Origin of the sequence: Brucella sp. 22210 (assembly GCF_052045675.1) — a bacterium.
Lineage (GTDB): Bacteria > Pseudomonadota > Alphaproteobacteria > Rhizobiales > Rhizobiaceae > Brucella.
In genome coordinates, this window is sequence record NZ_JBQEPD010000003.1 from 147,818 (window position 1) to 171,645 (window position 23,828).

Sequence of the window (23,828 nt, forward strand, 5' to 3'; positions counted from 1 at the left end):
ACCAGAGCATGACAGCCTCCGTTATGGTTAACGAATGCTTAATAAACGCGGCTCTGGCGATTTGGTTCAATCCGGACTGTAACAAAATTGAGAGTGGCCTCGTGATCGCGAAGCCGCTCTGTTATGCGGTTACCAGTGGACGCGGAAGCCGACATTGCCTTTCAGCGCGTAGCCGTTGCCGAAATTGTTCAGGCTGGTGTTGATCAGCCCCTCGCCGAACAGGGAATAGCGTTCATTGTCGAAGCTATAGGTGCCGCCGACGCCGAGCCCACCCCACAGACGGTCCTGACGGCTCGCCAGACGGACACCTGCCAGATCGGCACGGGTTCCGTCGCGGAATTCGTAATAAAGGTTAGCGATGCCATAGAGATTGGCGCGGTCGGTTGTCCCCTTGGCGTTTTGCCAGGAGGATGCGTAATCGAGATTGAGGCCGAGACGGCCTTGCAGGCTTTCGCCGCGATCAAACCGGACGGCGCTGCCGAAACCGTCGATGAAGTTGTCGGCATCCACTGACGAATAGACCAGTTGCCCTTGCGGCGCGACGGACCAGCGGTCGTTGATGGACAACTGTTGGCCGCTTTCCAGAGAGACCGCATAGCCAAAAGCGCGGCTTCCCGTGGCGAGTGCGGCGGCACCTTCGGCTGATGTGGTCAGGTCGCTGTCGTACCAGGTGGCCTGTGTCAGTGCGTCGGCATAGAAGCCGTTTTCGCCATACCATGTCAGCGTCCCGCCGAGACCGTAACCGTCGGTCGAAATGTCGCCGGATACAAAGTCGCGTGACGATGTTCTGGTCTTGCCATGCATATACTGACCAAAGATGCCGCCGATCAGGCTGCCCTGTTCATTCTCCAGAAATTCGCCATCGATACCGGCCTGCATCTTGAAGATGTTCTGGTGAGTTTGTGTGCCGGTCGTCGTGCGATCTGGTTCGAGGCGATTGTGCACGCCTTCGATGCGGCCCCAGACACCATTACCCATTGAGGTTGCTTTGCCAGGCTCTGCCGTCTGTCCCACCCATACACGATTGCCGGTGCGCTGGCGCAGCGTAGAGACCTCGTTCATGCCGAGCAGATGCTGCGTATAGGCCTCATAGACCGGCGCGCCAGCTTGCAACTTGGCCTCCGGTTTTGGTTCGGGGTCTGTATTGGGGTTTTCCGGATTTGGATTTGGATTTGGATTTGGGGTGGGGGTTGGTTCTGGCTTGGGGTCGTCTGGGGTTTTCTTGGAGATCAGATACCAGTCATTGGTGTCCTGACCCTGGGCGTTACCTTTATACAGGCCGTATTCATACGCGCCGATCACGATGACTGGCTTGCCACCCGTGCGATATTGCGCATCCAGTATGAAGTCGCCGTCGGAGCTGCCGCCGACTGTTATCACCTCAATGCCGGACGTGGTCGCGTCACCTGTTCCACCGCGATTATTGACGTGAAGGAGAGTGGTACCCGACGTATCGCCATCGATAACGATCTTGTTGGTTTCCGATGTATCGTCTCCGAGCACTGCATTGATCGTCAGCATACCGTTGTTGCCGGTATAATTGCCGGCGATGTGGAGAATATTGTCCGTCGATGTACCGAAGTTGACGTTGCCTGCATTGGTAAGGGCGGCCAGCGTTTGATCCATACTATTGAGGTCGAGCGTTGCTGCCGACGATATCGCAAATGCCGATGTCGTGCTGAATACTTTTGCCGAACCGGCTTTCAGGGTTCCAGCATCGATATTGGTGTTGCCGCTATAGGTATTGGTGCCCGATAGAGTGGTGGTACCCGTGCCAATCTGCGATAAGCCGCCGTTTCCTGAAATATCGGTGCTGAAATTGAGTGCATCGTTTCGATTGAATGCCAGTTCACCACCATTGATGATTTGCTGACTGGCCAGACTGCCCGTCGCGCCGCCCGCGCCAAGCTGAAGTCGAGCGCCCGCTGCAATCGTCGTGGCGCCGCTATAGCTGTTTGTGCCCGACAGCGCGAGATTGCCAGCGCTCACCGTAATGCCGCCCGTACCGCTGATACTACCAGCGAAAATCGTTCTTGCGTTTGTGAAATTGAGCGTCTTAGCGCCAAGCCAGACCCCGCCTGCGCCGGTCAGGGTTTGGATCGATGTGGATGTAGTAGTGGCGCCCAGTCCACTAATATCAAATGTTCCATCTACATTGATGAGACTGGATGTGTTCAGGCTTGCTGATGAACGGAGGGCCAACGTGCCTGATTGAATGTCGGTTTTTCCCGTGTAAGTATGGCTGCTCACAGCCGTCCAAAGCAGGCCGTCACCAGTTTTTACGATGCCACCACTCCCTGACACCGCCCCCCCTACACTCATCGTATTGTTTGCGTTGACCGTATTGAAAGTGAGTGTTTTGTCATTGAGGCCAATAGAACCCAAATTGGCGATGGTTACTGTGCTGCCGTTGGGATTATCGACAATAAATTCAACATCATTTGCCAACTGGAACGCTCTCGGCCCACCAGCCGCCACACTGCTGCTAGAATATTGAAAGCCAACGCCATTGACGCCATAAATCGTCAGGCTCCCCACATTACCAGTTCCACCGATGCCGTTGACGTTCAGGACGGCGCCATCGGGGACGCTTATCTTACCAATAGAATAATTCTGTCCAGAGTTTACTGTTATGCTTTGTGTGCCTGGCTTTATGACGACGGTGTCAGTAGCTGTTGGCAGAGTGCCGCTACTCCAGTTGGATACTGTTCCCCAGAGACCACCTGTTGCTGGACCGGTATAATAGATGTCTGCCGCGTTTGCTGTATGGGTTAGTCCGAGCAGCGCCGTGCTCGCAGAAAGAAAAGCTGCCAGCTTGTGCAATCGGTATGTGCGCATCAAATTATCCTGCATATTTCAAGGAGCGATCAGGCCAATTGTCTTTAGGTCGCGCATCTCCACCCGGAGTGCTTGCCGCCTGTTTGGGACTGATCGGGTTGTTTTCAGAAGGCTCGCATCATTGTTGAACGATTCGGCGTTGACCCCATGGGGTCAGAATAGTGTCGGAGGGTACATCTTAGGCAGAGCTGCCCGTTTGGGGTCGCCACGAGAGCGCAATTTTAAATTGTACTTTGGAGCGCGTTAACATGGCGGCTCTTTCTTTGCGAATAGAATCTCTTATAAAGGTAATCCATATGAATGATATTTGTAATATCAAAAATTATCATCGTAGTACTTTGTATAATTAAGTATTATCAAAATTAAAATTTACTAATATTAAATTTTATCTGAATGAGTCGCTGTTCTTTGAAGCGGGTTCATAAAGGCAGTTCCGCGTATACTTCCGTGGGGGCCGCTGTACTGAAAACGGCGATCAACCGTGCCGGTCTGCTTCTTTCAGTTCGCCACACTTAACCATGGAATAAAGGTGTCCATCATTTACTGACATAAAGTGGGACCGACAGCGTCAGGAATGCTGAAGTACCTTCGACCCGGTTTTCAGTATGGAACTCACGTAAGAGCTTCACGCGTGCCTGCACAGGCGTCTTGTCGAGTTCGAAGTTGTAGCTGGCGGTTACACCGAGCGCCGCAACACGTCCGCGATAGCCGCCGAGTATCGCGCCGCTGCCACTGTCATCGCTGATCTGTTGGTAATAGTAACCGATGGCGCCCAACGAAAATTGTTTCGAGAGATATTGCGAGATAGCGCCTTCGATGTGGAATTCAGTCCCCGTGCGGTAATCTGTTTCGGGATTTTCTCCATTGAGGGTAAAGCCTACAACGCCCGATATATCGAGGCCGCGCGCCGGATCGAACCATGTACCAGCGGCAGACATATCTCCAGCCCAACGATGGAAGGCAATGTTGGCGAGCGAGTTTCTCTCATAGTCGCCAATAGGGATATTGACCATTCCATTGAGACTCCAATGGAAGTCACCATCACTCCAGCCAATTGTTGTGGTGACAATAGGATCACCGATCTTGGTGACGCCATTATCGATGTCGCCGGAATAGGGACCATACACCAGATCGGCATCGACATTTTGATGACCGAAGGGGGTGGTCAGACCGAAGGCCAGCCGACTTCCCAATAACTCGTAGGGCGTGGACCATATGAAGGTCGGGAGATCGACCACGGCTTTGGCATTGACACCGAAGCCAACGACCCCGCCAAGCGGCAGAGGTGCGGACGCACCAGCACTTGCTCGGTAAAAATATGTGTCATTCTGCAGATAGACGCCCGGTGCAGGCAGGATTGCCGCGAGAGGGCCTTTCGACCCCAACAGATAGAAGCCGAGCCCGTTTTCGGCTGCTTGCGCACTGAAACAGAGCAACACCATTGGAATGAAACAAAGAAGGGGCTTGATGTGTCCGATCACTGATTTCATGAGCCTGCTCCAGTCTAGATGTTTGGCGGTATGTTTGTCTCAGCGGCAATCAGTGGAGGTTGTAGCCTTCGATTGCGACCATCGGGTTCAGCCCTTCAATCTGTGTCTTGGTGACTTCTGCGATGATTTCGTGGGTCTCTCGGGGATAGATCGTGACGTAATTATCGTCATAGGTGATCGGCAGAATCTCACCGGAATTACTGTCCTTCTGTAGCTGGGCTCGCACAAAGAAAGCGACGTGATCGGTTGGATTGGTCAGCGAAATCCGGAACCGTCGCAAGTCCCCTTGCGGCTCGATTTCCCTGAGTTCTGTCTGGAGCTCCACCTTCGGCATTGTGTTGAGCGGGGTAAGGTCGGCCCACTGTTTCTGCTTCAGGATCATGGCATCCATCATGTTGTTCGGATCCATGTCCTCGGGAATGTCGTCCTTAGCCGACTGCCAATACGTGTTCTCTGCGAACACGTCATTCTTGTCATTGCGGATTTGCAGCCGGACGAAATAGACCGTGCCCATGTCTTCATAACGGGGCAGCGTCATAGCGATTGTGGACGTTGTGGGTCTGGCCTCTTTGACGGTCACGTTCTTTTCGTGTTGGAGCTTACCGTTGATGTCATATAGGCGCGCTGAGACGATCAGGTTTTTCTGATCTTCCAGTGTCTGATTGACGAGGTAGATGTTGGCTTTGGAGTGGTCGCCCGTTGCATAGCCGTCAAAAACCACGCTTAGCGGTTGCAGGGCTTTTTTGGCGCCGAAATATCCGCCACCTTGCTTCATATAATAGTCGAAGAGATGACCAAAGAAGGATGGCCAGTGGCTATTCAGCATCCAGAAGATCGTCATCTTGTGGGTGTCGCCACCAAGTGCGCCATAGGCTTCATTCTGCGCACGGACATTTTCATAGATGGTGAGCTGCGCCTTGCGTGCAAAATCTTCGACACTGTTCGACGGACCATATCGATTTTCAACGGCGGCCTTGGCGCTATCCAGCGTTCTATTGCCGGGCGCGGAACCGGCGCGCATATACCAGAAATCATTGATCGGCCAGAGCTTGTCTGCTGGCAGGAATTTCTTCAGGCTCTCCAGAGGCAGCACAGTCTCGTCATTGCCGGCTTCGGCGATAGAGCCCATCGCGCCAACAATACTACCCTTGAACCAGAAGGCGGGCGAGCGCCAGGAATAGGGGGCCGCCATGTGGATACCACTCCAGTGAGCATTACGTGCGGATACGGTATCGACAACGGCGTTCTGCCAGTGCAATTCGTTCAAGATGCTTTGGTACTTTCCAAGGACATCCACCGGCGGAAGACCGTCGCTGCCGTTCGCCCAGATAAACGCCGAAGCATGCGAACGGTAGTCCAGGATCATGTCCCGGACGGTGGCGGAAGCAACGGCATAGTCTTCCTTATCCCAATGACTCCATAGCTCCCATGCCCCACAACACATGAGGCCGCGCATGACGGGAATGCCTTCCTTATCGGCCAGTTCGAGCATATCATCATCGGCGAACTTGCCTTCCCAGCGCAGCATGTTGATGCCAAGGTCTTTCGCATAGCGGATGATGTCGCGATCCCGCTGCGGATTGTTGTCGAACAACAGGTCGGGGGTGTAGGCCGCGCCGCGGATCAGATAATCGCGACCGTTGACCTTGATGTAGAAACTACCGGAGCTTTTGAACTTCGGAAATAGCTGAGTTTTGTCGCGGTGCTGCGTAATCTTGCGTATGCCGAAATCGGTCGTCGTGGCGCCGGAAACCTTGTCACCGATGCGAAAGGTGAGCTTCAAATTGTAAAGGTTTGGCTTGCCCCATATATATGGCCACCAGACATCGGGCTTGTCGATTGTCAAAGCCTTTATTTGCTCAGGCGTGAAGCTTTCTTCTCGGGTTTCGTTTCCGTTGAGGGTAACAGTCTTTTCAAGACGAATGCTGGGTTTGCCTTCGCGGGTGATTTCGCCGCTCAGCACGCCTGCGACGGGTTTGGAAGAGCGATTGACGAGATTGGCATAGACATCGAGCTTGGCTGTTTGAAGATCCGGCACCTTCAAGTCGGCTTTGACATAGGGGGCACGCAGAGCAACGTCACCGCCATAGGTCAGATAGACCTTGCGCCAGATCCCAGCACCCTTATCGGGAACGAAGGAGGTCTTGGTTGAAGGATCACCAAAATACTTGAGATTGATCCAATCCATCCAGGTATCGGTCAGGTCGACGCCTTCATGCTTACCCGATCCCGGCGTATCACCCAAAGTAAGACTGGGCGTACGTTGCTCGGGCGTAATCTTGACCGCTAACAGATTATCCATGCCCGGATGAACATATCGCGTGACGTCAAATTCGTACTTGCGGCTCATACCGACAACCGCGTCAGACCCCGCAATTTTCTGGCCATTCAACCAGATTTCACCGCGATAATTCAGTCCGTTGAAAATCAGCGTATAATGGTCATGGCCTTCTGGAATATTTAGCTTGGTCTGGTACCACCACTGGTGCTTCCAGAGCGTATTGTCCACCTTGGCAAGATTGTCGCCATAGTAGATGTCCTTATAGACACCGGCCTTGCTGAGTGTATTCAGAACTGTGGATGGCATGGTCTGAATGGCATAGCCCTTATCGCCCAGCGGCGTATTCGGAACATCCACCTGCGCTGCCTTGGCGTCCTCATCCTGGATAAGACGCCATCCATGCTGCAACTCAATCCTGTCGCTGACGTTTTCGGCCCGTGCTTCGACAGTCAAAAATGTAGCAAGAATTGTTCCGGCAACGAGAAAATACCACCCACGAGCCATTCGCTTCCCCCAAAATCTCTGCACGTCAGAACATCAACACCGGTGCCCACACGTTGACTTTGAAGTCTGTATCAGCGTGTCAAGCACCGGTATGATGGATGAGAACCCAATAATTTGCTTTCAGAGAAAACCGATCGGTAGTGCGTTCAAACGATGCTGTTTGTTTTGCTGCATTTTCCGAGATATTCGAGGCTGCGCTTCGGCCACCTCTTCTGTGTTTTGGGGTCAACTTTTATCAGGCCGAAGTTCTTTGCAAATCCTTCGTTCCATTCCCAGTTGTCCGTCGAAGACCAGTAGACCAGTCCCTTCAGATTGACACCCTTCTGCATCGCCTTATAGGCTTCTTCGACATAGCCCTTGATGAATTCTATCCGCGTTGTGTCTTCGACAACGCCGTTAACGGCAGTATTAGGTTCGTCGACAGGGAAACCAAATTCGGTGACGTAAATGTCAGGGGCACCGTAACCGTTGTGGACACGTAGCAGCGTTTCTGAAAAGCCATCTGGCTCGTAGGGCAGATATTTGGTGAGTTTGAGATTATCCGGAGGAGTGTCCTGCACGAAACCAAGTGGCGTGTGCGGCTCGGCTTTGACAAAAAAGCGTGAGTAATAATTTACACCAAGGAAATCCGGCTTGGCGGCAATGATTTCCATGTCCCCTGGTCGGATGACTGGGGCGACCAGCGCACGTACCTCTTGCGGATATTCCTGGCCGAACAGCGGATCGAGATAGGCTGTGTTCCAGTAGGCATCCATGGTACGGACGATCTTTTCGTCCTCTGGGAAGTTCGACTTTGAGCGGACGGTCTGGAGATTGAGCGTGGTGCCGACTTTGGCGTCTTTCGGCAGGTTTGCACGGGCGGTGGAGATAATATGGCCCTGCGCAACATTTTGATGGTGGATTGCATCCCCCATCGCTCTCAAGGATATGTAGCCCGGCGCGAACCGCCCCGATCCGTAGCCAAAGGTGGAAACGGTGCCGGGCTCGTTCATGGCGATCCAGAGCTTGATGCGGTCACCAAATTTGCGCGTGATGATTTCCGTGTAATCGGCTGCATATTGTATGATGTCACGATTGCGAAAATCACCTGCCCACAGAGGGTTCTCAAAATTCACAATGGTCACCATAGGATCGAGGCCGAGCCTCAGCATTTCGTCAACCATACGATCATACATATCCAGTGCTGCGATGCTCGGGGCTCCCGGTCCTTCAGGCTGGATGCGCGACCAGTGGAAGGAAAAGCGAAAGGCATTCAACCCCGCTTTTGACAACAGGTTGAGTTCCTCTGCATAGAGCGTTTCGAATTGCGTGTTCGTTACATTGGAGGAGCCGTCACGAATTCTTCCGGAGATATCCGCGAAAACGTCCCAGTTACTGCGGCCACGACCTGCCCGGCTTTCCACTTGCGCTGCCGCAGATGCGGCGCCCCACTTGATACCGGCTGGAAAAGTTTTGCCCTCTGCAAAGGCCATTTCCGGAACAATGGCGGCAGCTGCAGAAGCCCCTGCCGCCTTTAAGAACGAACGCCGTGAAAAGCTAAACCGGCTTGACTGATCGTGGTCCATTCGCGAGATCCTGTATCTGAAAGGATTGGGTGGCCAGCATGAGAGTGGCAGGAATCCAGATTCCGAAAAGTGTGAGCTTTTCCGATTGTTAAGAAGCCGCCTTTGGAAGAAATTAGTCTCTACATATCTGTAAGGTTCTACCTGTTTCATAATGAAACATGTATATATATTCTCCTCAACTATGAGCTATATGTAAAAACTGAGGGACGGCAATACGTATTTGTCCCATATTATATTAAAAATTATCTTCATCTAATACACGCCGAAAGATATTAGATTTTATTTGGAAATCGAAATCGAAAAATTTTTGTATTTATATAGAACTATAAAAGCGGAGGTTCCTGTTGCTGGTTCTCTTTGCTTTATTCTGATTGGTTTTTTCGTGAGAAATTCATGAATACGGTTGGAGCCTGTCATTTGGAACGATTGCCTGGCGCTCTCCGGCCGTTTTTATGAAGTAATAATTGCCCTCAATATTTGTGAGTGGCTCGAAGAATGGCTGGTAAACTGTGCCGGAATTTTTTCTATCAACCGATATGGTGGATGAAAGATCTCGCAATGCTTTCTGGCAGGAAGTATCGAAACTCATATATGAAGTTTCTCCTGCGGACGAGAATGTCGGGACTGAACTGATCGGGACAATCCGCTCGCGGCTTTTCGACAGCATGGTTCTGGGCGACACGACGTTCAATGAGCAGATTTGCCGACGGACGCCGGAGATGATTGCGCGCACCGATCTGGATATCTGCCTGCTCCAGCTTGTCCTGTCAGGGGAATATACCGGCGATTTCGACGGTACGAATGTTTATGTTCAGCCCGGTGACATGTTTTTCATGGACCTTACCAAAGTGCTGGATAGTCGAAAGGAAGCTGGTTCGCGGGTAACACTGGCCATACCGCGTTTTGAACTGAATAAATGGTTTCCGTCAAAGGATCTTCATGGACTGATTCTGCCGCGGAACTTGAACATCAATCAGGTGCTGTTCGACTTCATTTTGAGTCTGGATGGTGCACTCGACTTCATTCAGGAAAATGAAATCCCGGGGATCAAGGAAGCGCTTGTCCTGTTGCTGGTGGCGGCCGTGAATGGCGTGGCGCTGTCTCCCGCGCAATCGAGCGCCATTGATCAATCAATGCGGCAAAGAGTGATGGACTATATCGATCTGAATATTCGCGACCAGCGTTTGAGCCCCAAGACCATCATGGCGCATTTCAAACTCTCACACTCGCATCTGTACCGGCAATTCGAGCAGGATGACGGCATTACCAAATTGATCCGCCAAAAGCGTCTGGACCTGGCTTACCGCTACCTCATCCATAGCAAAGGCAAGGCGGAAACACTGAAAGAAATCGCTTATAAATGTGGTTTCTCGGACCGGGCGCAGTTCACCCGGTTGTTCAAGGATCGCTATGATGTTTCGCCGCAGGATTTGCGCGAGCTGAAACAGGTGCCGGGGCATGACCCCATGTCGGCTTCCAACCTGCACCAGCATATTCACGATCACCTGGCCCGCATACAGCCAGCCAAATCCTGAAAGATCAGACCGCGGCCTTTTCAAGGGCACGGTCGCGTTCAGCAATCAACGTGACAATGATCCCGGCAACGAGAACGGCATGTTCACTGACCTGCGGCAACCCCATCAGCTCGCCGAAGGTTCCTCGTGCCAGTGGTCCAGCGATCAGCAGTGTTTCATCGGCGAAGCCCGATGGAGAGATTGCATGACTCTGCCGGTCACAGAGCAGACCGAGTCCGGTCGGGCAAAGAGCCAGATGTCCTGCTTCGGCAAGCGTTGAAAGCAACGGCTGCGATCCGAGAATGCCACCATGGCCGGGGCCGGTGGTGACGACGACCTTGTCCACGTCGCGAATATCGAGTTCGCTTGTGCGACGGTCCTTGAGGCCGATACGCAAAATGTCGCCATCGGCAGCCGCGCTGCGTACCGAGGCCGCACGGATAGACAGGCTGCTATCGGCGATAGCGTGATCCAGAGCGTTTTCCACCTGTGGGGCAATGCGGAAGCGATGCACGTCCCAGAACGGGCGAACATGCCGCGCGATGCGTCGGCGTTCTGAAACGGGCAAAGCCTGCCAAATGTCCTGTCCCTGAAGGCGAACCGCATCGAGAACCGGATGCCAGCTCAACCCTTCGGCTTGAGCAGCCTCAATGGTTTTGCGGACCCGATGCAACAATTTTGAAGCGCTGAGCGACGGTTGGGCGATGAAGTCGCCATAAGGATCATGGGTGGTGCGGGGATGGCCGCGAGAACGGAGGCCGCGCCGGGAAATCGAAACGATCTGCCCCTTATGGCCATGTGCTTTCAGCGTGGCGATGACGTCGGCTGCCGTCAGCCCGTTGCCCACCACCAGCACGCGGTCGTCTGACTGGACATTATCCAGCGCGCCGGGGCGCGTTGCGTCGGCAATCAGCCCCGAATGCTCCTTGACCGGCTCCAGCACAGCCGGCAGGGATGGAGCTGGATGGCTAACCGCCAATACAACGACATCAGCAACAACAGGCTCGCCATCTTCGGTTTCGATTGTCCAGAAGCCGTTATCCTTGGTCGCATGTACGGCGCGGGTGCGGCGATGTTCCACGCGGCCGGCCTCAATCAGAGGCTCCAGTCTCGACGATGCATAAAGCCCGAAGACTGTACGGGCCGGGAAGGGCGCGCCGTCCAGACTGAAAGCATCCGGATCGCTTTCCAGTATCCCGGTTTCTGCGAGCCAGTTGCTGAAATCTTGCGGCTCGTCAGGCAGGATGGACATCCGGTCGGCAGGCACGTTGATGCGATGCACGGGTTCCAACGTATCATAGGCCAGGCCACGCCCAAGCTTCTCGCGTGGTTCAATAACCACGATCCGCCAGCCAGCGACGTGCGGATGTCGCGCCAGATGCAGCGCGACTGCTGCGCCTGTAAAACCGCCGCCGATAATGGCGACGGTGCCGGTATGGGCTTTCGTCAGCATTTCAGATCTCACGAGCCGGAAGCGACCTTTACATTACCCCCATGTCCGCCGCCGCCAAAGACCTGTTTTTTGCCGAAGGACGAGCGGATCTGGTTGCGCGGTCCTTCCAGTCCCAGTTCAGGAAACAGGAGTTCAGAAACGCGATAGGCTTCTTCCAGATGCGGATAGCCGGAGGCGATCACCGTATCGATGCCCAGTGCCTGATATTCGCGCAGGCGGGCGGCGACGGTTTGCGGCGACCCGACCAGTGCGGTCCCGGCGCCGGAGCGGACGAGGCCGATGCCCGCCCAGAGATTGGGCGATACTTCCAGCTTGTCGCGGCGGCCATTGTGCAACGCGACCATGCGGGCCTGACCGACAGAATCGGAGTTTTTCAGGAAGACCTGCTGGGCTGCGGCGATGGTTTCATCGTCGAGATGCGAAATGAGACGGTCGGCGGCTTCCCACGCTTCATCATCCGTTTCGCGAACGATGAAGTGAAGACGAATGCCGAAGGATATCTGGTCGTCACGACCTTTTGCCTGGGCCGCTTTGCGAACGGCGGCGATCTTTTCGCCGACCTGTGCCGGGGGTTCGCCCCAGGTCAGATATTTGTCGACGAGACCAACGGAAAAATCGATACCGGCCTGTGAAGAACCGCCGAAATAGATAGGCGGGCGGGCTTGCACCGGCGGCAGGCCAAGAGCTGCATCGTGGGCTTTGATGTATTTGCCGTCGAGATTGCCGTGGCCGGTTTCGATCAGATCGTTGAAGACCTGAAAGAATTCGTCGGCATGGTCGTAACGCTCGTCATGCGGCAGAAAAATGCCGTCGCCAGCCAGTTCCTGCTGGCTGCCGCCAACGACGATATTGAGAAGAAGCCTGCCGTGAGACACGCGATCGAGTGTTGAGGCGAGGCGGGCATAATAAGCAGGCGAGGCGACGCCGGGACGGATCGCTACGAGAAACTTCAGTTTTTCCGTATAGGCGGCAAGATTAGCGGCCAGAACGAAGGATTCTTCACAAGCGACCCCTGTCGGGATGAGAACGCCGGAATAGCCGAGACGGTCCGCTGCCTGCGCGATCTCCTTGAAATAGGCGGGGTCGGAAGGGCGGCTCAGCGCGTCGGTCCCCAGATAGGTGCCGTCACCCGAAGACGGGATGAACCAGAGAAAATCGAGCGGCTTTCCATTGGTGGACATGAGAGACCCTTCTTCCAGTGTTTGGCATGGCAACCCGGCGCCCGATCTGCGCAACCGGACGCTTGGAGCAGCGCAATGTGTTCAGGGAATATTGTAGCTGACCAGATTGCTCGCTTAAGGAATGCGATGCTAAAAACTGCGCCATGCGTGAAGTTTATCGACGCGATTGACCGGGTTATCGCGAAACATGATTGCTGTCGCATCGGGTAAAGCCGGATGAACCGCTGAACGTCAACTCTGTGGGTCCAGTATCAGCAAGCAGAGAAACCTGTTCCAGTTTCCGCTGATCATCGATATTTCTATATTGCGAAATGAGGGAGACAGAATGCGCCGCGACAAGAAGAAGGCGACGATTTACGACCTTTCTGTTCTGTCGGGAAGCTCGCCTTCCACGGTCAGTGCCGTGCTCAATGGTACGTGGCGCAAGCGCAGGATCAGTCAGGCGACGGCGGAGTCTATCCTCAATCTTGCCGAGCAGCACCAATACACCGCCAATCGTCAGGCACAGGGGTTGCGTCATTCCCGCTCCGGCCTTGTCGGGCTGCTGCTGCCTTTGCACGACAACCGCTTTTTCTCTTCCATGGCGCAGACATTCGAAGCGCATGTCCGCGCGCGGGGCCTCTGCCCAGTCGTGGTCAGCGCGGGGCGCGACCCGGACGAAGAACGCGAAACGGCGGAAACGCTGATTTCCTATTCCATCGATGAATTGTTTATCTGTGGCGCAACGGACCCGGACAGCCTGCATGAATTATGCGAGCAGGCGGCGATCCCGCATGTGAATATCGATCTGCCGGGAGCGAAGGCTCCATCGGTGACCACCGACAATTTTGCCGGTGGCAGCATGCTGACGGAAGCGATCATCGCGCATTTTGCAGATCGCGAACCTTTGCAGCCGATGGAGCTTTGTCTGTTCGGCGGACGCAACGACGAATCCACCCGCCAGCGTATTCGCGGTTTTCATCATACCAAGCAGGCCGTGCTGGGTTCCGATCCGGAAAATTGCGTTTTCCACACCGGCTATTCGCCGTCGAATACGCTGCGAGCGCTCGATGACTATCGCAAGCATCATGGTCGGTTGCCGCGTGGTCTGTTCGTCAATTCCTCAATCAATCTTGAGGGTCTGCTGCGCTATATGGTCGAGCATCCGCATGAGCAGCTCAACGATCTCGTGGTCGGTTGTTACGACTATGATCCCTTTGCATCTTTCCTGTCGTTTCCGGTGATTTCAATCCAGCAGGACGTTGAAGGCATGATCGCCAAAGCCTTCGATCTGATGGAAAAGCACGTCACGGAACCGGAGCTGCATCTGGTTATGCCCAGATTAATTGCGCCGCGTTCGGCTATCGCGCTGCCGGTGGATAGTCTGAAAGATATCAAATAAATACATGCTGCTGGCGCAGCTCTGAACGGAACCGCGCTGCATTTTTCCAAGCTCGTTTTGTTACAAGCACTCCGACATCGTCATCGCATACACCGCTGAATCGTGTTGACAGATTTTGGGGGCTGGCGCATTATCAGCTTGCACAATCGATTGTGCAAATTGTTGTGCAAAGTTACAGCATCTCCAACCGGGAAGAGGCCGGGGACGAGATGCCGCCGCCTGACGGGAGATGGCGGTGCTGGCAGGTGGAGGCAATGCGAAGCGCGTGAATTTCTGAAAACGGCTGCTTGGAGCGCGTTTCGATCTGTTTGAATCGGATCGGCGCTCTAGATATCCGTGCTCACGCACATCCTTTCGAAAACGGATTGAATTTTCGAGGATGTCCGGCGAGCGAGCCGTTGGCTTCAGCGCATGTAAAGCCGTCTCTTGCAGGCGAAATTCCCGGTCGGATGCCAGAAAAACAGACAATCACTAGGAGGAGAGTCATGAAGGTATCGAAGATGACAGGCGCGCTGGCTGGCGTGCTGATGATGGCCGCTACGACGGCTCATGCGGAAGTCAAGGACGCGGTGGTCGGCTTTTTGATGCCGGATCAGGCATCCACGCGCTATGAAGAGCGCGATTTCCCAGGTTTTGCAGCAGAAATGAAGAAGCTCTGCGAAAGCTGCAAGGTGCTTTATCTCAACGCCGATGGCGATGCGACCAAGCAGCAGCAGCAGTTCAATTCGGTCATTTCGCAGGGTGCCAAGGTGATCGTTCTTGATGCTGTCGACACGGCAGCAGCCGCTTCGCTCGTGAAGCTGGCCCAGTCGCAGGATATCAAGGTCATCGCCTATGACCGTCCGATCCCGGATGCGACGTCGGATTTCTACGTCTCGTTCGATAATGAAGCCATTGGCAAGTCGATTGCTGAATCGCTCATCAAGGACCTGAAGGCCAAGAACGTGCCGACCGACAAGGGCGGTGTTCTCCAGATCAACGGTTCGCCGACCGATGCGGCTGCCGGTCTCATCAAGAAAGGCATTCATGCCGGTCTGAAGGACAGCGGTTACAAGACGCTGGCCGAGTATGACACGCCGGAATGGGCGCCAAGCAAGGCTCAGCAGTGGGCGAGTGGCCAGATCACCCGCTTCAACGACCAGATCGTCGGCATTGTGGCTGCCAATGACGGCACCGCAGGCGGTGCGATTGCTGCCATGAAGGCTGCTGGCATCGATCCGCTGCCGCCGATCACCGGCAATGACGCGACGATTGCGGCGCTTCAGCTGATCATTTCGGGTGACCAGTTCAACACCATCAACAAGCCGTCTGAAATCGTTGCTTCGGAAGCTGCGCGCATTGCCGCCCAGTTGCTGAACGGCGAAACGCCGAAGGCTGAAACGACGCTCTACAACACGCCTTCGAAGCTTTTCGTCCCGGCGGTTGTGACGGCTGAAAACCTCAAGGCCGAAATCATCGACAAGAACGTTGTTCCAGCAGCAACGCTGTGCGTTGATCGCTATGCCGATGGCTGCAAGAAGCTCGGTATCACGAACTAAGCAACGATCCGCCCGGCCGGTTTTCCGGTCGGGCGTCCTTTTTTACGCACATCTTGTCCGAAAGCCGTTTCACATTTTTCGGGATGTGCTGTGTTTCGTGCGCAAAGGCATATCGTGCGATATGTCGGGGAAAGTGAAAAATGTCCCAGGAAAACAAAGCGGCGACGTCATCGTCGCAGCCCGTGCTGCGCCTCAGCGGCATTTCCAAGAATTTCGGCGCGGTTTCTGCGCTGACAGATATCGATCTGGAAGTCTATCCGGGTGAAGTGGTGGCGCTGGTTGGCGACAATGGCGCCGGAAAATCCACGCTCATCAAGACGCTCGCAGGTGTGCACCAGCCGAGTTCGGGTACGATCGAATTCAATGGCGAGAAGGTTGTGCTGTCCTCGCCGGGCGTTGCGCTCGACCTTGGCATAGCGACGGTCTTTCAGGATCTGGCGCTGTGCGAAAATCTCGATGTCGTGGCCAATATTTTTCTTGGCCGGGAGCTTAGCCCCTACCGTCTCGATGAAGTGTCGATGGAAATCAAGGCTTGGAAGCTTTTGAATGAGCTTTCTGCCCGTATCCCGAGCGTCCGCGAGCCGGTCGCCTCGCTTTCGGGCGGCCAGCGGCAGACCGTCGCGATCTCGCGCTCGCTGCTGCTCGATCCAAAGCTGATCATGCTCGACGAACCGACCGCCGCACTTGGTGTTGCGCAGACGGCGGAAGTGCTTGATCTGATCGAGCGCGTGCGTGATCGCGGTCTCGGCGTGCTGATGATCAGCCATAATATGGAAGATGTGCGCGCTGTCGCAGACCGCATCGTGGTGCTGCGTCTCGGTCGCAATAACGGTGTTTTCTATCCGGATTCATCGAACGAGGAACTGGTTGCCGCCATCACCGGCGCAACCAGCAATTCTGTTTCCCGCCGTGCCGAACGACGTCAGGCACAGCACGATGACGCCCATGACCGGGGAGAAGCATAATGAACCAGACAACCGGAAATACCCCCCTCGACCGGCAGGATGCCCGCGTGCGTCATGATGAAGGCGTTTCGGGCGCGCTGCGCAGCTTCTTCGACCGCGTCCGCTCGGGCGATCTCGGCTCGCTTCCCGTTATTGTCGGCCTCGTCATTATCTGGACCGTGTTCCAGACGCTGAACCCGGTTTTCCTGTCGAGCAATAACCTTGTGAACCTGCTGTTCGATTGCTCGACCATCGGCGTCATTTCGCTCGGCATCGTGTGCATTCTGATGCTCGGCGAAATTGATCTGTCTGTTGGTTCCGTCAGCGGTCTTGCGTCGGCTATCGTCGGCGTGTTGTGGGTCAATAATGGCTGGCCGGTGGCGCTGGCGATTGTCGCAGCCCTTTGCGCGGGCGCGCTGATCGGCCTGCTCTATGCATTCCTCTATAACCGCTTCAGCATGCCAAGCTTCGTATCGACGCTGGCGGGCCTGCTCGCCGCACTCGGTTTGCAGCTCTATCTCCTAGGCAATACTGGCTCGATCAACCTGCCTTACGGCTCCTGGCTCGTCAGCTTCGGCCAGCTTCTGGTGATGCCGCGCCCACTCTCCTATGCGCTGGCGCTGATTGCAGGCCTCGCGATCTTCTTCACTGGTTTCCGCTCGGCGCAGCGCCGTCGTGAAGCGGGGCTTTCGGCGCCGTCCGTTGCCGGTATCGCGTTCAAGGCCATCGTGATCACACTCATTGTCGGTGGCGCGGTATTCTATCTCAACCAGTCGCGTGGCGTGCCGTGGATGTTCGGTCTGTTCGTAGCACTTGTGGTTGCCATGAACTATGCGCTGACCCGCACCCGCTGGGGCCGCGCCATGCAGGCTGTTGGCGGCAATCGTGAAGCCGCGCGCCGTGCCGGTATCAACGTGACCTTCATCTATATCTCTGCCTTCGTCACCTGTTCGGTATTGGCTGCGGCGGGCGGCATTCTGGCCGCATCGCGTCTGGCATCATCCAGCCAGCAGGCCGGTACGGGCGACGTCAACCTCAACGCCATTGCGGCAGCGGTTATTGGCGGCACCAGCCTGTTTGGCGGTCGCGGCAGCGCCTGGTCGGCCCTGCTCGGCATCATCGTCATCCAGTCGATTGCCAGCGGTCTGACCTTGCTCGATCTGTCGTCGTCGCTTCGCTATATGATCACCGGTGCCGTGCTGGCAATTGCTGTGATTGTCGATTCTCTTGCACGCCGCTCGCGCCAGTCGCACGGTCGCGCCTAACAAATAGAAGGATTCTCCAAATGGCCCAGGATCTCAAAGGACAAGTTGCAGCGGTGACCGGCGCGGCTTCCGGCATCGGCTTTGAATGCGCAAAGCATATGGTCGAAGCAGGCATGACTGTGTTTCTCGTTGATCGTGACGAGAAGGCGCTGAAGGAAAAATGCGCAGAGCTTGGCGATAAGGCAAAGCCGCTGGTCATTGATCTGCTCAGCCCGGAATCGGTTGCCACCATGGTGCCGCAGATTCTCGAACAGGCTGGTCAGCTCGATGTGTTCCATGCCAATGCGGGCGCTTATATCGGCGGCCCGCTCTGGGAAGGTAACCCGGATGCCTGGGATCGCATGTTGAACCTCAACATCAATGCGGCGTTCCGCACGGTTCATGCCGTGCTGCCGCATATGATGGAGCGCAAGACAGGCGATATCATCATGACCAGCTCGGTGGCCGGTGTTGTGCCGGTGATCTGGGAGCCGATCTACACGGCCTCCAAACATGCCGTGCAGGCTTTCGTGCATACGGTTCGCCGTCAGGTTGCGCCGCATGGCATCCGCGTCGGCGGTGTTCTGCCCGGCCCGGTCGTGACCGCGCTGATCAGCGACTGGCCGAAGGCAAAGCTTGAAGAAGCACTGGCCAATGGCAGCCTGATGGAGCCGAAGGAAGTGGCGGAATCGGTCATGTTTATGTTGACGCGTCCGCGCAACATCACCATTCGCGATCTCGTCATCGTGCCGCAGAGCCTCGATCTGTAATTTCTTCAAGAGCGGTTCCGGTTAAAACGGAATCGGGGAAACGCTCTATCTTGTTGTTTTTACGCATTATCCTACGCAAAGCCGCTTCGCATTTTTGCTGGAAATGCTCAAGAACGGGTCGGAGACCATGACTCATTATTATTTGGGCGTCGATGTCGGCACCGGGAGCGCCCGTGCTGGCGTGTTCGACGCCAGGGGGACAATGCTGGCTTCGGCCAAGCGCGACATTACGATGTGGCGCGAGGCAGGCAGCATTGTTGAACAGTCGAGCGCCAATATCTGGCAGGCCGTCTGCGAAAGCGTGCGCGAGGCGGTGAAGACCGCTGGGATCGATCCGGCCAGCGTTGCCGGTATCGGCTATGACGCGACCTGCTCTCTCGTGGTGCTGGGCGAGGGCGGCAAGCCGCTCGCCGTTGGCCCGTCGAATGATCCGGCCCGCGACATCATTGTCTGGATGGATCATCGCGCGGTCGAACAGGCCGAGCGCATCAATGCGACCAAAGCCAAGGTGCTCGACTATGTCGGCGGCACCATTTCGCCGGAAATGGAAACGCCAAAGCTCCTCTGGCTGAAGGAAAACAAGCCGGAAAGTTTTGCGTCCGCCTGGCAGTTTTTCGACCTTACCGATTTTCTCACCTGGAAGTCGTGCGGCAGCCTTGCGCGTTCGGCCTGTACGGTCACCTGCAAATGGACCTATCTCAGCCATGAAAATCGCTGGGACGATGCCTATTTCCGCGAAGTGGGCCTTGGCGAACTGGCGGATGAGGGTTTTGTGCGCATCGGCACGGAAGTTTGCGCTGGCGGGGAGAAGCTTGGTGTTCTGAGCGAACAGGCCGCGGCGGAACTTGGCCTCAAGCCGGGCATCGCGATTGCCGCCGGTCTGATCGACGCTCATGCGGGCGGTATTGGCACCGTCGGCGCGCGCGGCGATGCGGGCAAGGTATTGTCGCGCATGGCCTATGTGTTCGGCACATCGGCCTGCACCATGACCACGACCGAACAGCCGGTTTTCGTGGATGGTGTCTGGGGGCCATATTATTCGGCCATGGTGCCAGGACTCTGGCTCAATGAGGGCGGTCAGTCGGCAGCAGGTGCAGCTATCGATCATCTGATCCATATGCATCCCTTCGCAGCCGAGGCGGAAAAGCAGGCTGCGGCTGAAGGCAAAGGTCTTGCAGACCGTCTTGCTTCCGAAGTGGAAGCACGCGGCGGTGCTGCAAAGACGGCTGAGATCATCGGCGACATTCATGTCGTGCCGGAATTTCTCGGCAATCGTGCACCATTCGCGGACCCGGACGCCCGTGCTGTCATTGCCGGGCTTGATCTCGATGCGGGCATCGACAGCCTGACAGCGCTTTATCTGGCCGGTCTTTGCGGGCTTGGCTATGGCGCGCGCCAGATCGTCGAAGCGCAAAAGGCCAAGGGTATTGCGACGGATACCATTGTTGTCAGCGGCGGCGCGGCGCGTTCGCCTCTCGTGCGTCAGGTGCTGGCCGATACGACGGGTCTCGTCATTGCGGCTTCCACCTCGCCGGAACCGGTTCTGCTTGGATCAGCCATGCTTGGCGCAGTTGCGGGCGGCGCCTATCCGGACCTCGCGACGGCGATGGAAGCCATGTCCGAACTGGGCGAGGTCAACCATCCCGATTCCGACCGGGTAAAATGGCATGATCGCCGTTTCGAGGCGTTCACGCTGTTGCAGGACACGGCACGCAAGCTGCGCGATTTCTGATCGCAATCAGCAGCGATAAAATGAAAACAGCCCCGGTTCGATCCAAACCGGGGCTGTTTTCGTTGAAACGAACGGGCCTTACATCAAAGGCGCATCGGGTTCCGGTTCATATTCGCGCGCGCCGTCATCTTTCGCGAACAGCACACAAGGACCTTGCGAGCCGCGCGGGTCATAGGCAAAGCCTTTTTCGGCCAGCGCATGGGTGATATCGCGAATGCCAGCCAGACCGTAAAGATGGTCGTGCAGCTCCAGAAAAATGCGCTCGACGCCCGGCAGTTCGGCCAGTTTGAGCAAATCGCGCTCCGCGCCTTCGATATCCATCACCAGTACATTGATGCCATGGCTGGCGATGAACTGGTCGATATTGGTCGAGGTGATGGAAATTGTGCTTTCATAAGGCCCCTGATTTTCGTCCATGGACGACATCCAGAGATCCTTGCGCACGTAAAAGCGGAAGGTGCCGGTTTCACCGGCGCTCAAAATACCTTGCGACAGGACCACATTGTCATGGCCGTTGGCATCAAGCACGCGCCGCGCAAGCGAGGCGGTTGCCGGATTGGCCTCGAAGGCCCAGACGGCCACATCGTCGATCCGTGCTATCAGGGAGGTGATGATGCCAATGCCGGATCCCAGCTCCAGAACCCGGTCGCTGGCCTTCACGGCCTTTTTGATCGTACGGGCTTCCTTGGCTTCATAGCTGCCGCTGCTCAGCGCCTGCCAGATGACGGGCGAAACTTCGCCCGGCTCGATGGGTACAACGACCCCATGTACATTCAACACTTTCGCACCACATTAATTGCTGCCACATAATTAGTGGTAGCAGTTAGCTGCGTCCGGAAACAGTCCTTCCTCGCCCTTTTTTGGTATGCAGATAAGCGAGCTCTGTTGCAGGCATTGGCCTGCCGATCAGGTAACCCTGCACCTGATCACAACCGAGCCCCTTGAGGCATTCATATTGCTCTTCCGTCTCGATGCCCTCGGCGATGGTGATCATCCGCAGGCTGCGGCCAACGCCGGTGACCAGCTCGACAATGGCAAGCGCATCGCTGCGAGTCGTCACATCGCGGACAAACGAGCGGTCGATCTTGATCTTGTCGAAGGGGAAGCCGCTCAGGCTGCCGAGCGACGAATAACCCGTGCCGAAATCATCCATGGCGATCTGGATGCCGAGCGCTTTCAGGCCACGCAGGGTTTCCAGCGTCTGCTCATTCTTGTCGAGCAGGACGGATTCGGTGATTTCCAGTTCCAGCCTGCGTGGGTCGAGGCCGGTTTCGTCAAGCGCCGCCATGACGGTCTGGACAAGATCCTTGTCGCGGAACTGTACCGGAGAAAGGTTGACGGCAATCTTCAGCGGCTTGTTCCAGCGCGTCGCTTCCTGACAGGCCGTCTTCAGCACCCATTCGCCCAGCGGCATGATGGTGCCGATTTTCTCGCCCACGGGAATGAACTCCATCGGAGAAACCGAGCCGCGCACGGGGTGCGTCCAGCGCAGCAGCGCTTCATAGCCACAGATTTCCCGTGTATCCGTGGTTGCCTGCGGCTGGTAATAGACTTCCATTTCGTTGTTCTGGAGCGCGGTTTGCAAATCTGCTTCGAACGACTTCTTTTCGCGCAGCCGCGTCAGCATGTCCGATTTGAAGACGCTGACATGGCCATGGCCCACGGCCTTGGCTTCATAGAGCGCCAGATCGGCATGTTTGAACATTTCTTCCGTGTCCGGCTCGCCTTCCGATATGGCCACGCCGACGCAGGTTCCGATCTTGATTTCCAGCTCTCCGACCCGGTAAGGGCGGCTGATCTCGTCCATCAGGCGAGCGGCGAATTCAAGCGAATCTTCCTCCGTCATGCCGGTCGACAACACGGCGAATTCGTCGCCGCCAAGACGGCAGACAATATCGCCCTTCCGGCTCAGCCGCGTCAGTCGCCGCGAAACGGCTTGCAGCAATATATCGCCGACATCGTGTCCAAGCGTGTCGTTCACATCCTTGAAACCGTCGAGGTCGAGCAGAAGGATAACGGCTGAAGGCCCGCCGGAGAGCGCTGCCGTCAGCCGTGTTTCCAGATCCTGACGGAAGAGGACGCGGTTCGGAAGGCCGGTCAGTGCGTCGTGATGCGCATCATGTTCGAGACGAAAATTCTGCGATTGCAGTTCTGCCGTGGCCTCGCGCAAGTCAGCGGTCAGGCGCTGCATGCGGCCATGGGCGCGATCCAGCAGATTGTTGTGACGAATAAGCAGGATGACCAGAACGACACCGCAGAGGATAAGCCCCGCGGCCAGCGCCGTATAAATGAAATGCAACTGCTTGACGTCGCTTTGCGCGGCATCGATCAGGTCGACATCATGCTCCACCGATGTGGAAGCGAGCGACGTCAGGGGCCCATCCAGCTCGCTCATCGCGACGAGCATGGATTTCATGTCTTCCGGGCTCATCGAGTCGAGATTGATATCCAGCTGGTGGATGATGTCGCTCAGCTTCATATAAAGCTGGCGGCGTCCCGGATCGTCCTGAATGAACGCGCGCAGATTGCCCTGTTGCAGCATTTCAAGGCGCCCGACCATAAAGTCCAGCCGCAGCCGGACTTCATCGCGATCGACATCGGGTAGCCCAAGCGCCAGAGCACTCAGCCGGTGCTCAAGCCGCAAATATTCGGACACGGTCTGTCCGATGGACCAGGAGTCATTATAACGGGAAAATTTTTGCAAAGCCGTCTGACGCTCTGCGATGACATAGGCGATATAGCCCGTCGCCACCACAAAGCAGCAGATAATGACACCCAGTATGCGTCTCAAGCTCGGCCTCTATTCGACGATCAGCTTGGCAACCTGCCAGGCGGAGCGCGTGTAATAAGTTTGATTCTGGAGTTGAGGGTCGCTGTCATACGGGTAGATAATAAACAACGGTCCTTTGTCCCGTACGGCCATGTACTTTCCGTCCCGCTTTAAAGCAAGGATGACGTTAAATTTCTTGAAATCCTCGAGCGGAATGGTGGTCACGTAATCGTTCAGCGCGACGGCGGTAACGGTTTTGCCTTCAGCGCCGACCAGCTTCATCAGCTGATCGATAGAGACGCCCTCGAAGCGAACCTTTCCGTCATACCACGGATTGGCGGTTTCCACGGTCTTGAGACCGAGAGCTTCCAGACCTGCGCGGTCGAACTGCGCGGTGTCTCCATTATTCTTGTTCTGGATGTTGCCTGATATAGTCAGGATAGGCTTGTCCTGCGGCTTGGGCAGCGAGCCGGCGAATGCGCCGGAAACGGTGGTCGCAAACACGACCAGGCAGACAAAAAGACGACTAAGGTTCATTGCGTTTCTCCCTGAGATAGCCGGTCAATAAAGCAAATTACCTAAATCAGCGTGAATACTGCGAACATATTCGAACTTTATCAGAT

General features: G+C 55.7%; 16 protein-coding genes. 7 read left to right on the forward strand and 9 right to left on the reverse strand.

Features of this window, described 5'->3' with window-relative positions; translation table 11 throughout:
* Positions 1-129 precede the first annotated feature (129 nt).
* From ACTJKP_RS05640 to ACTJKP_RS05655, 4 genes are all read right to left on the reverse strand, one after another.
* Complete coding sequence (locus ACTJKP_RS05640) at positions 130-2,838, reverse strand: autotransporter family protein (RefSeq protein ID WP_440629976.1); 2,709 nt, start codon at positions 2,836-2,838, stop codon at positions 130-132.
* Between the two features lie 536 nt (positions 2,839-3,374).
* Positions 3,375-4,328 (reverse strand): SphA family protein, encoded by a 954-nt coding sequence (locus ACTJKP_RS05645; RefSeq protein WP_440629977.1) that lies wholly within the window; start codon positions 4,326-4,328, stop codon positions 3,375-3,377.
* 49 nt (positions 4,329-4,377) lie between these two features.
* Entirely contained in the window at positions 4,378-7,113 is a 2,736-nt protein-coding gene (locus tag ACTJKP_RS05650) for a glycosyl hydrolase 2 galactose-binding domain-containing protein (RefSeq protein ID WP_440629978.1), read from the reverse strand.
* Between the two features lie 146 nt (positions 7,114-7,259).
* Positions 7,260-8,828, reverse strand: coding sequence for a glycoside hydrolase family 1 protein (locus ACTJKP_RS05655; protein ID WP_440629979.1), 1,569 nt, complete (start codon positions 8,826-8,828; stop codon positions 7,260-7,262).
* Between the two features lie 386 nt (positions 8,829-9,214).
* On the opposite strand from ACTJKP_RS05655, the gene ACTJKP_RS05660 reads away from it, so the two are divergent.
* Positions 9,215-10,213 carry a helix-turn-helix domain-containing protein gene (locus ACTJKP_RS05660; RefSeq protein WP_440629980.1) on the forward strand — a complete coding sequence of 333 codons (999 nt, stop codon included), beginning with the start codon at positions 9,215-9,217 and terminating at the stop codon, positions 10,211-10,213.
* A gap of 4 nt (positions 10,214-10,217) precedes the next feature.
* On the opposite strand, the gene ACTJKP_RS05665 is transcribed toward ACTJKP_RS05660, so the two are convergent.
* Both ACTJKP_RS05665 and ssuD read right to left on the reverse strand, forming a co-directional pair.
* Positions 10,218-11,645 carry an FAD/NAD(P)-binding protein gene (locus ACTJKP_RS05665; protein ID WP_440629981.1) on the reverse strand — a complete coding sequence of 476 codons (1,428 nt, stop codon included), beginning with the start codon at positions 11,643-11,645 and terminating at the stop codon, positions 10,218-10,220.
* Between the two features lie 8 nt (positions 11,646-11,653).
* The gene (gene ssuD / locus ACTJKP_RS05670) at positions 11,654-12,826 is read right to left on the reverse strand and encodes an FMNH2-dependent alkanesulfonate monooxygenase (RefSeq protein WP_440629982.1); all 1,173 of its coding nucleotides are present in this window, start codon (positions 12,824-12,826) and stop codon (positions 11,654-11,656) included.
* Positions 12,827-13,151: 325 nt separating this feature from the next.
* On the opposite strand from ssuD, the gene ACTJKP_RS05675 reads away from it, so the two are divergent.
* The 6 genes from ACTJKP_RS05675 to ACTJKP_RS05700 all read left to right on the forward strand — a co-directional run bounded on the left by ACTJKP_RS05675 (position 13,152) and on the right by ACTJKP_RS05700 (position 20,435).
* Positions 13,152-14,207, forward strand: coding sequence for a LacI family DNA-binding transcriptional regulator (locus ACTJKP_RS05675; RefSeq protein ID WP_440629983.1), 1,056 nt, complete (start codon positions 13,152-13,154; stop codon positions 14,205-14,207).
* Positions 14,208-14,692: 485 nt separating this feature from the next.
* Entirely contained in the window at positions 14,693-15,745 is a 1,053-nt protein-coding gene (locus tag ACTJKP_RS05680; RefSeq protein ID WP_078338993.1) for an ABC transporter substrate-binding protein, read from the forward strand.
* A gap of 140 nt (positions 15,746-15,885) precedes the next feature.
* Complete coding sequence (locus ACTJKP_RS05685) at positions 15,886-16,710, forward strand: ATP-binding cassette domain-containing protein (RefSeq protein WP_138783453.1); 825 nt, start codon at positions 15,886-15,888, stop codon at positions 16,708-16,710.
* Positions 16,710-17,954, forward strand: a complete 1,245-nt coding sequence (locus ACTJKP_RS05690; RefSeq protein WP_078338991.1) for a sugar ABC transporter permease — start codon at positions 16,710-16,712, stop codon at positions 17,952-17,954. The genes ACTJKP_RS05685 and ACTJKP_RS05690 overlap by 1 nt, the downstream gene beginning before the upstream one ends.
* A gap of 20 nt (positions 17,955-17,974) precedes the next feature.
* Positions 17,975-18,703: an SDR family oxidoreductase gene (locus tag ACTJKP_RS05695; RefSeq protein ID WP_440629984.1), complete on the forward strand. Its 729-nt coding sequence runs from the start codon at positions 17,975-17,977 to the stop codon at positions 18,701-18,703.
* 127 nt (positions 18,704-18,830) lie between these two features.
* Positions 18,831-20,435 carry an FGGY-family carbohydrate kinase gene (locus tag ACTJKP_RS05700; RefSeq protein WP_440629985.1) on the forward strand — a complete coding sequence of 535 codons (1,605 nt, stop codon included), beginning with the start codon at positions 18,831-18,833 and terminating at the stop codon, positions 20,433-20,435.
* Between the two features lie 78 nt (positions 20,436-20,513).
* Here the strand turns inward: ACTJKP_RS05700 and ACTJKP_RS05705 are convergent, their stop codons facing one another.
* From ACTJKP_RS05705 to ACTJKP_RS05715, 3 genes are read right to left on the reverse strand one after another with little or no spacing between them, the layout of a single operon-like run.
* Entirely contained in the window at positions 20,514-21,215 is a 702-nt protein-coding gene (locus tag ACTJKP_RS05705; RefSeq protein WP_440629986.1) for an FkbM family methyltransferase, read from the reverse strand.
* 43 nt (positions 21,216-21,258) lie between these two features.
* The gene (locus ACTJKP_RS05710) at positions 21,259-23,226 is read right to left on the reverse strand and encodes a putative bifunctional diguanylate cyclase/phosphodiesterase (protein ID WP_440629987.1); all 1,968 of its coding nucleotides are present in this window, start codon (positions 23,224-23,226) and stop codon (positions 21,259-21,261) included.
* Between the two features lie 9 nt (positions 23,227-23,235).
* The gene (locus ACTJKP_RS05715) at positions 23,236-23,742 is read right to left on the reverse strand and encodes an oxidoreductase (protein WP_113533897.1); all 507 of its coding nucleotides are present in this window, start codon (positions 23,740-23,742) and stop codon (positions 23,236-23,238) included.
* Between the last annotated feature and the right edge of the window lie 86 nt (positions 23,743-23,828).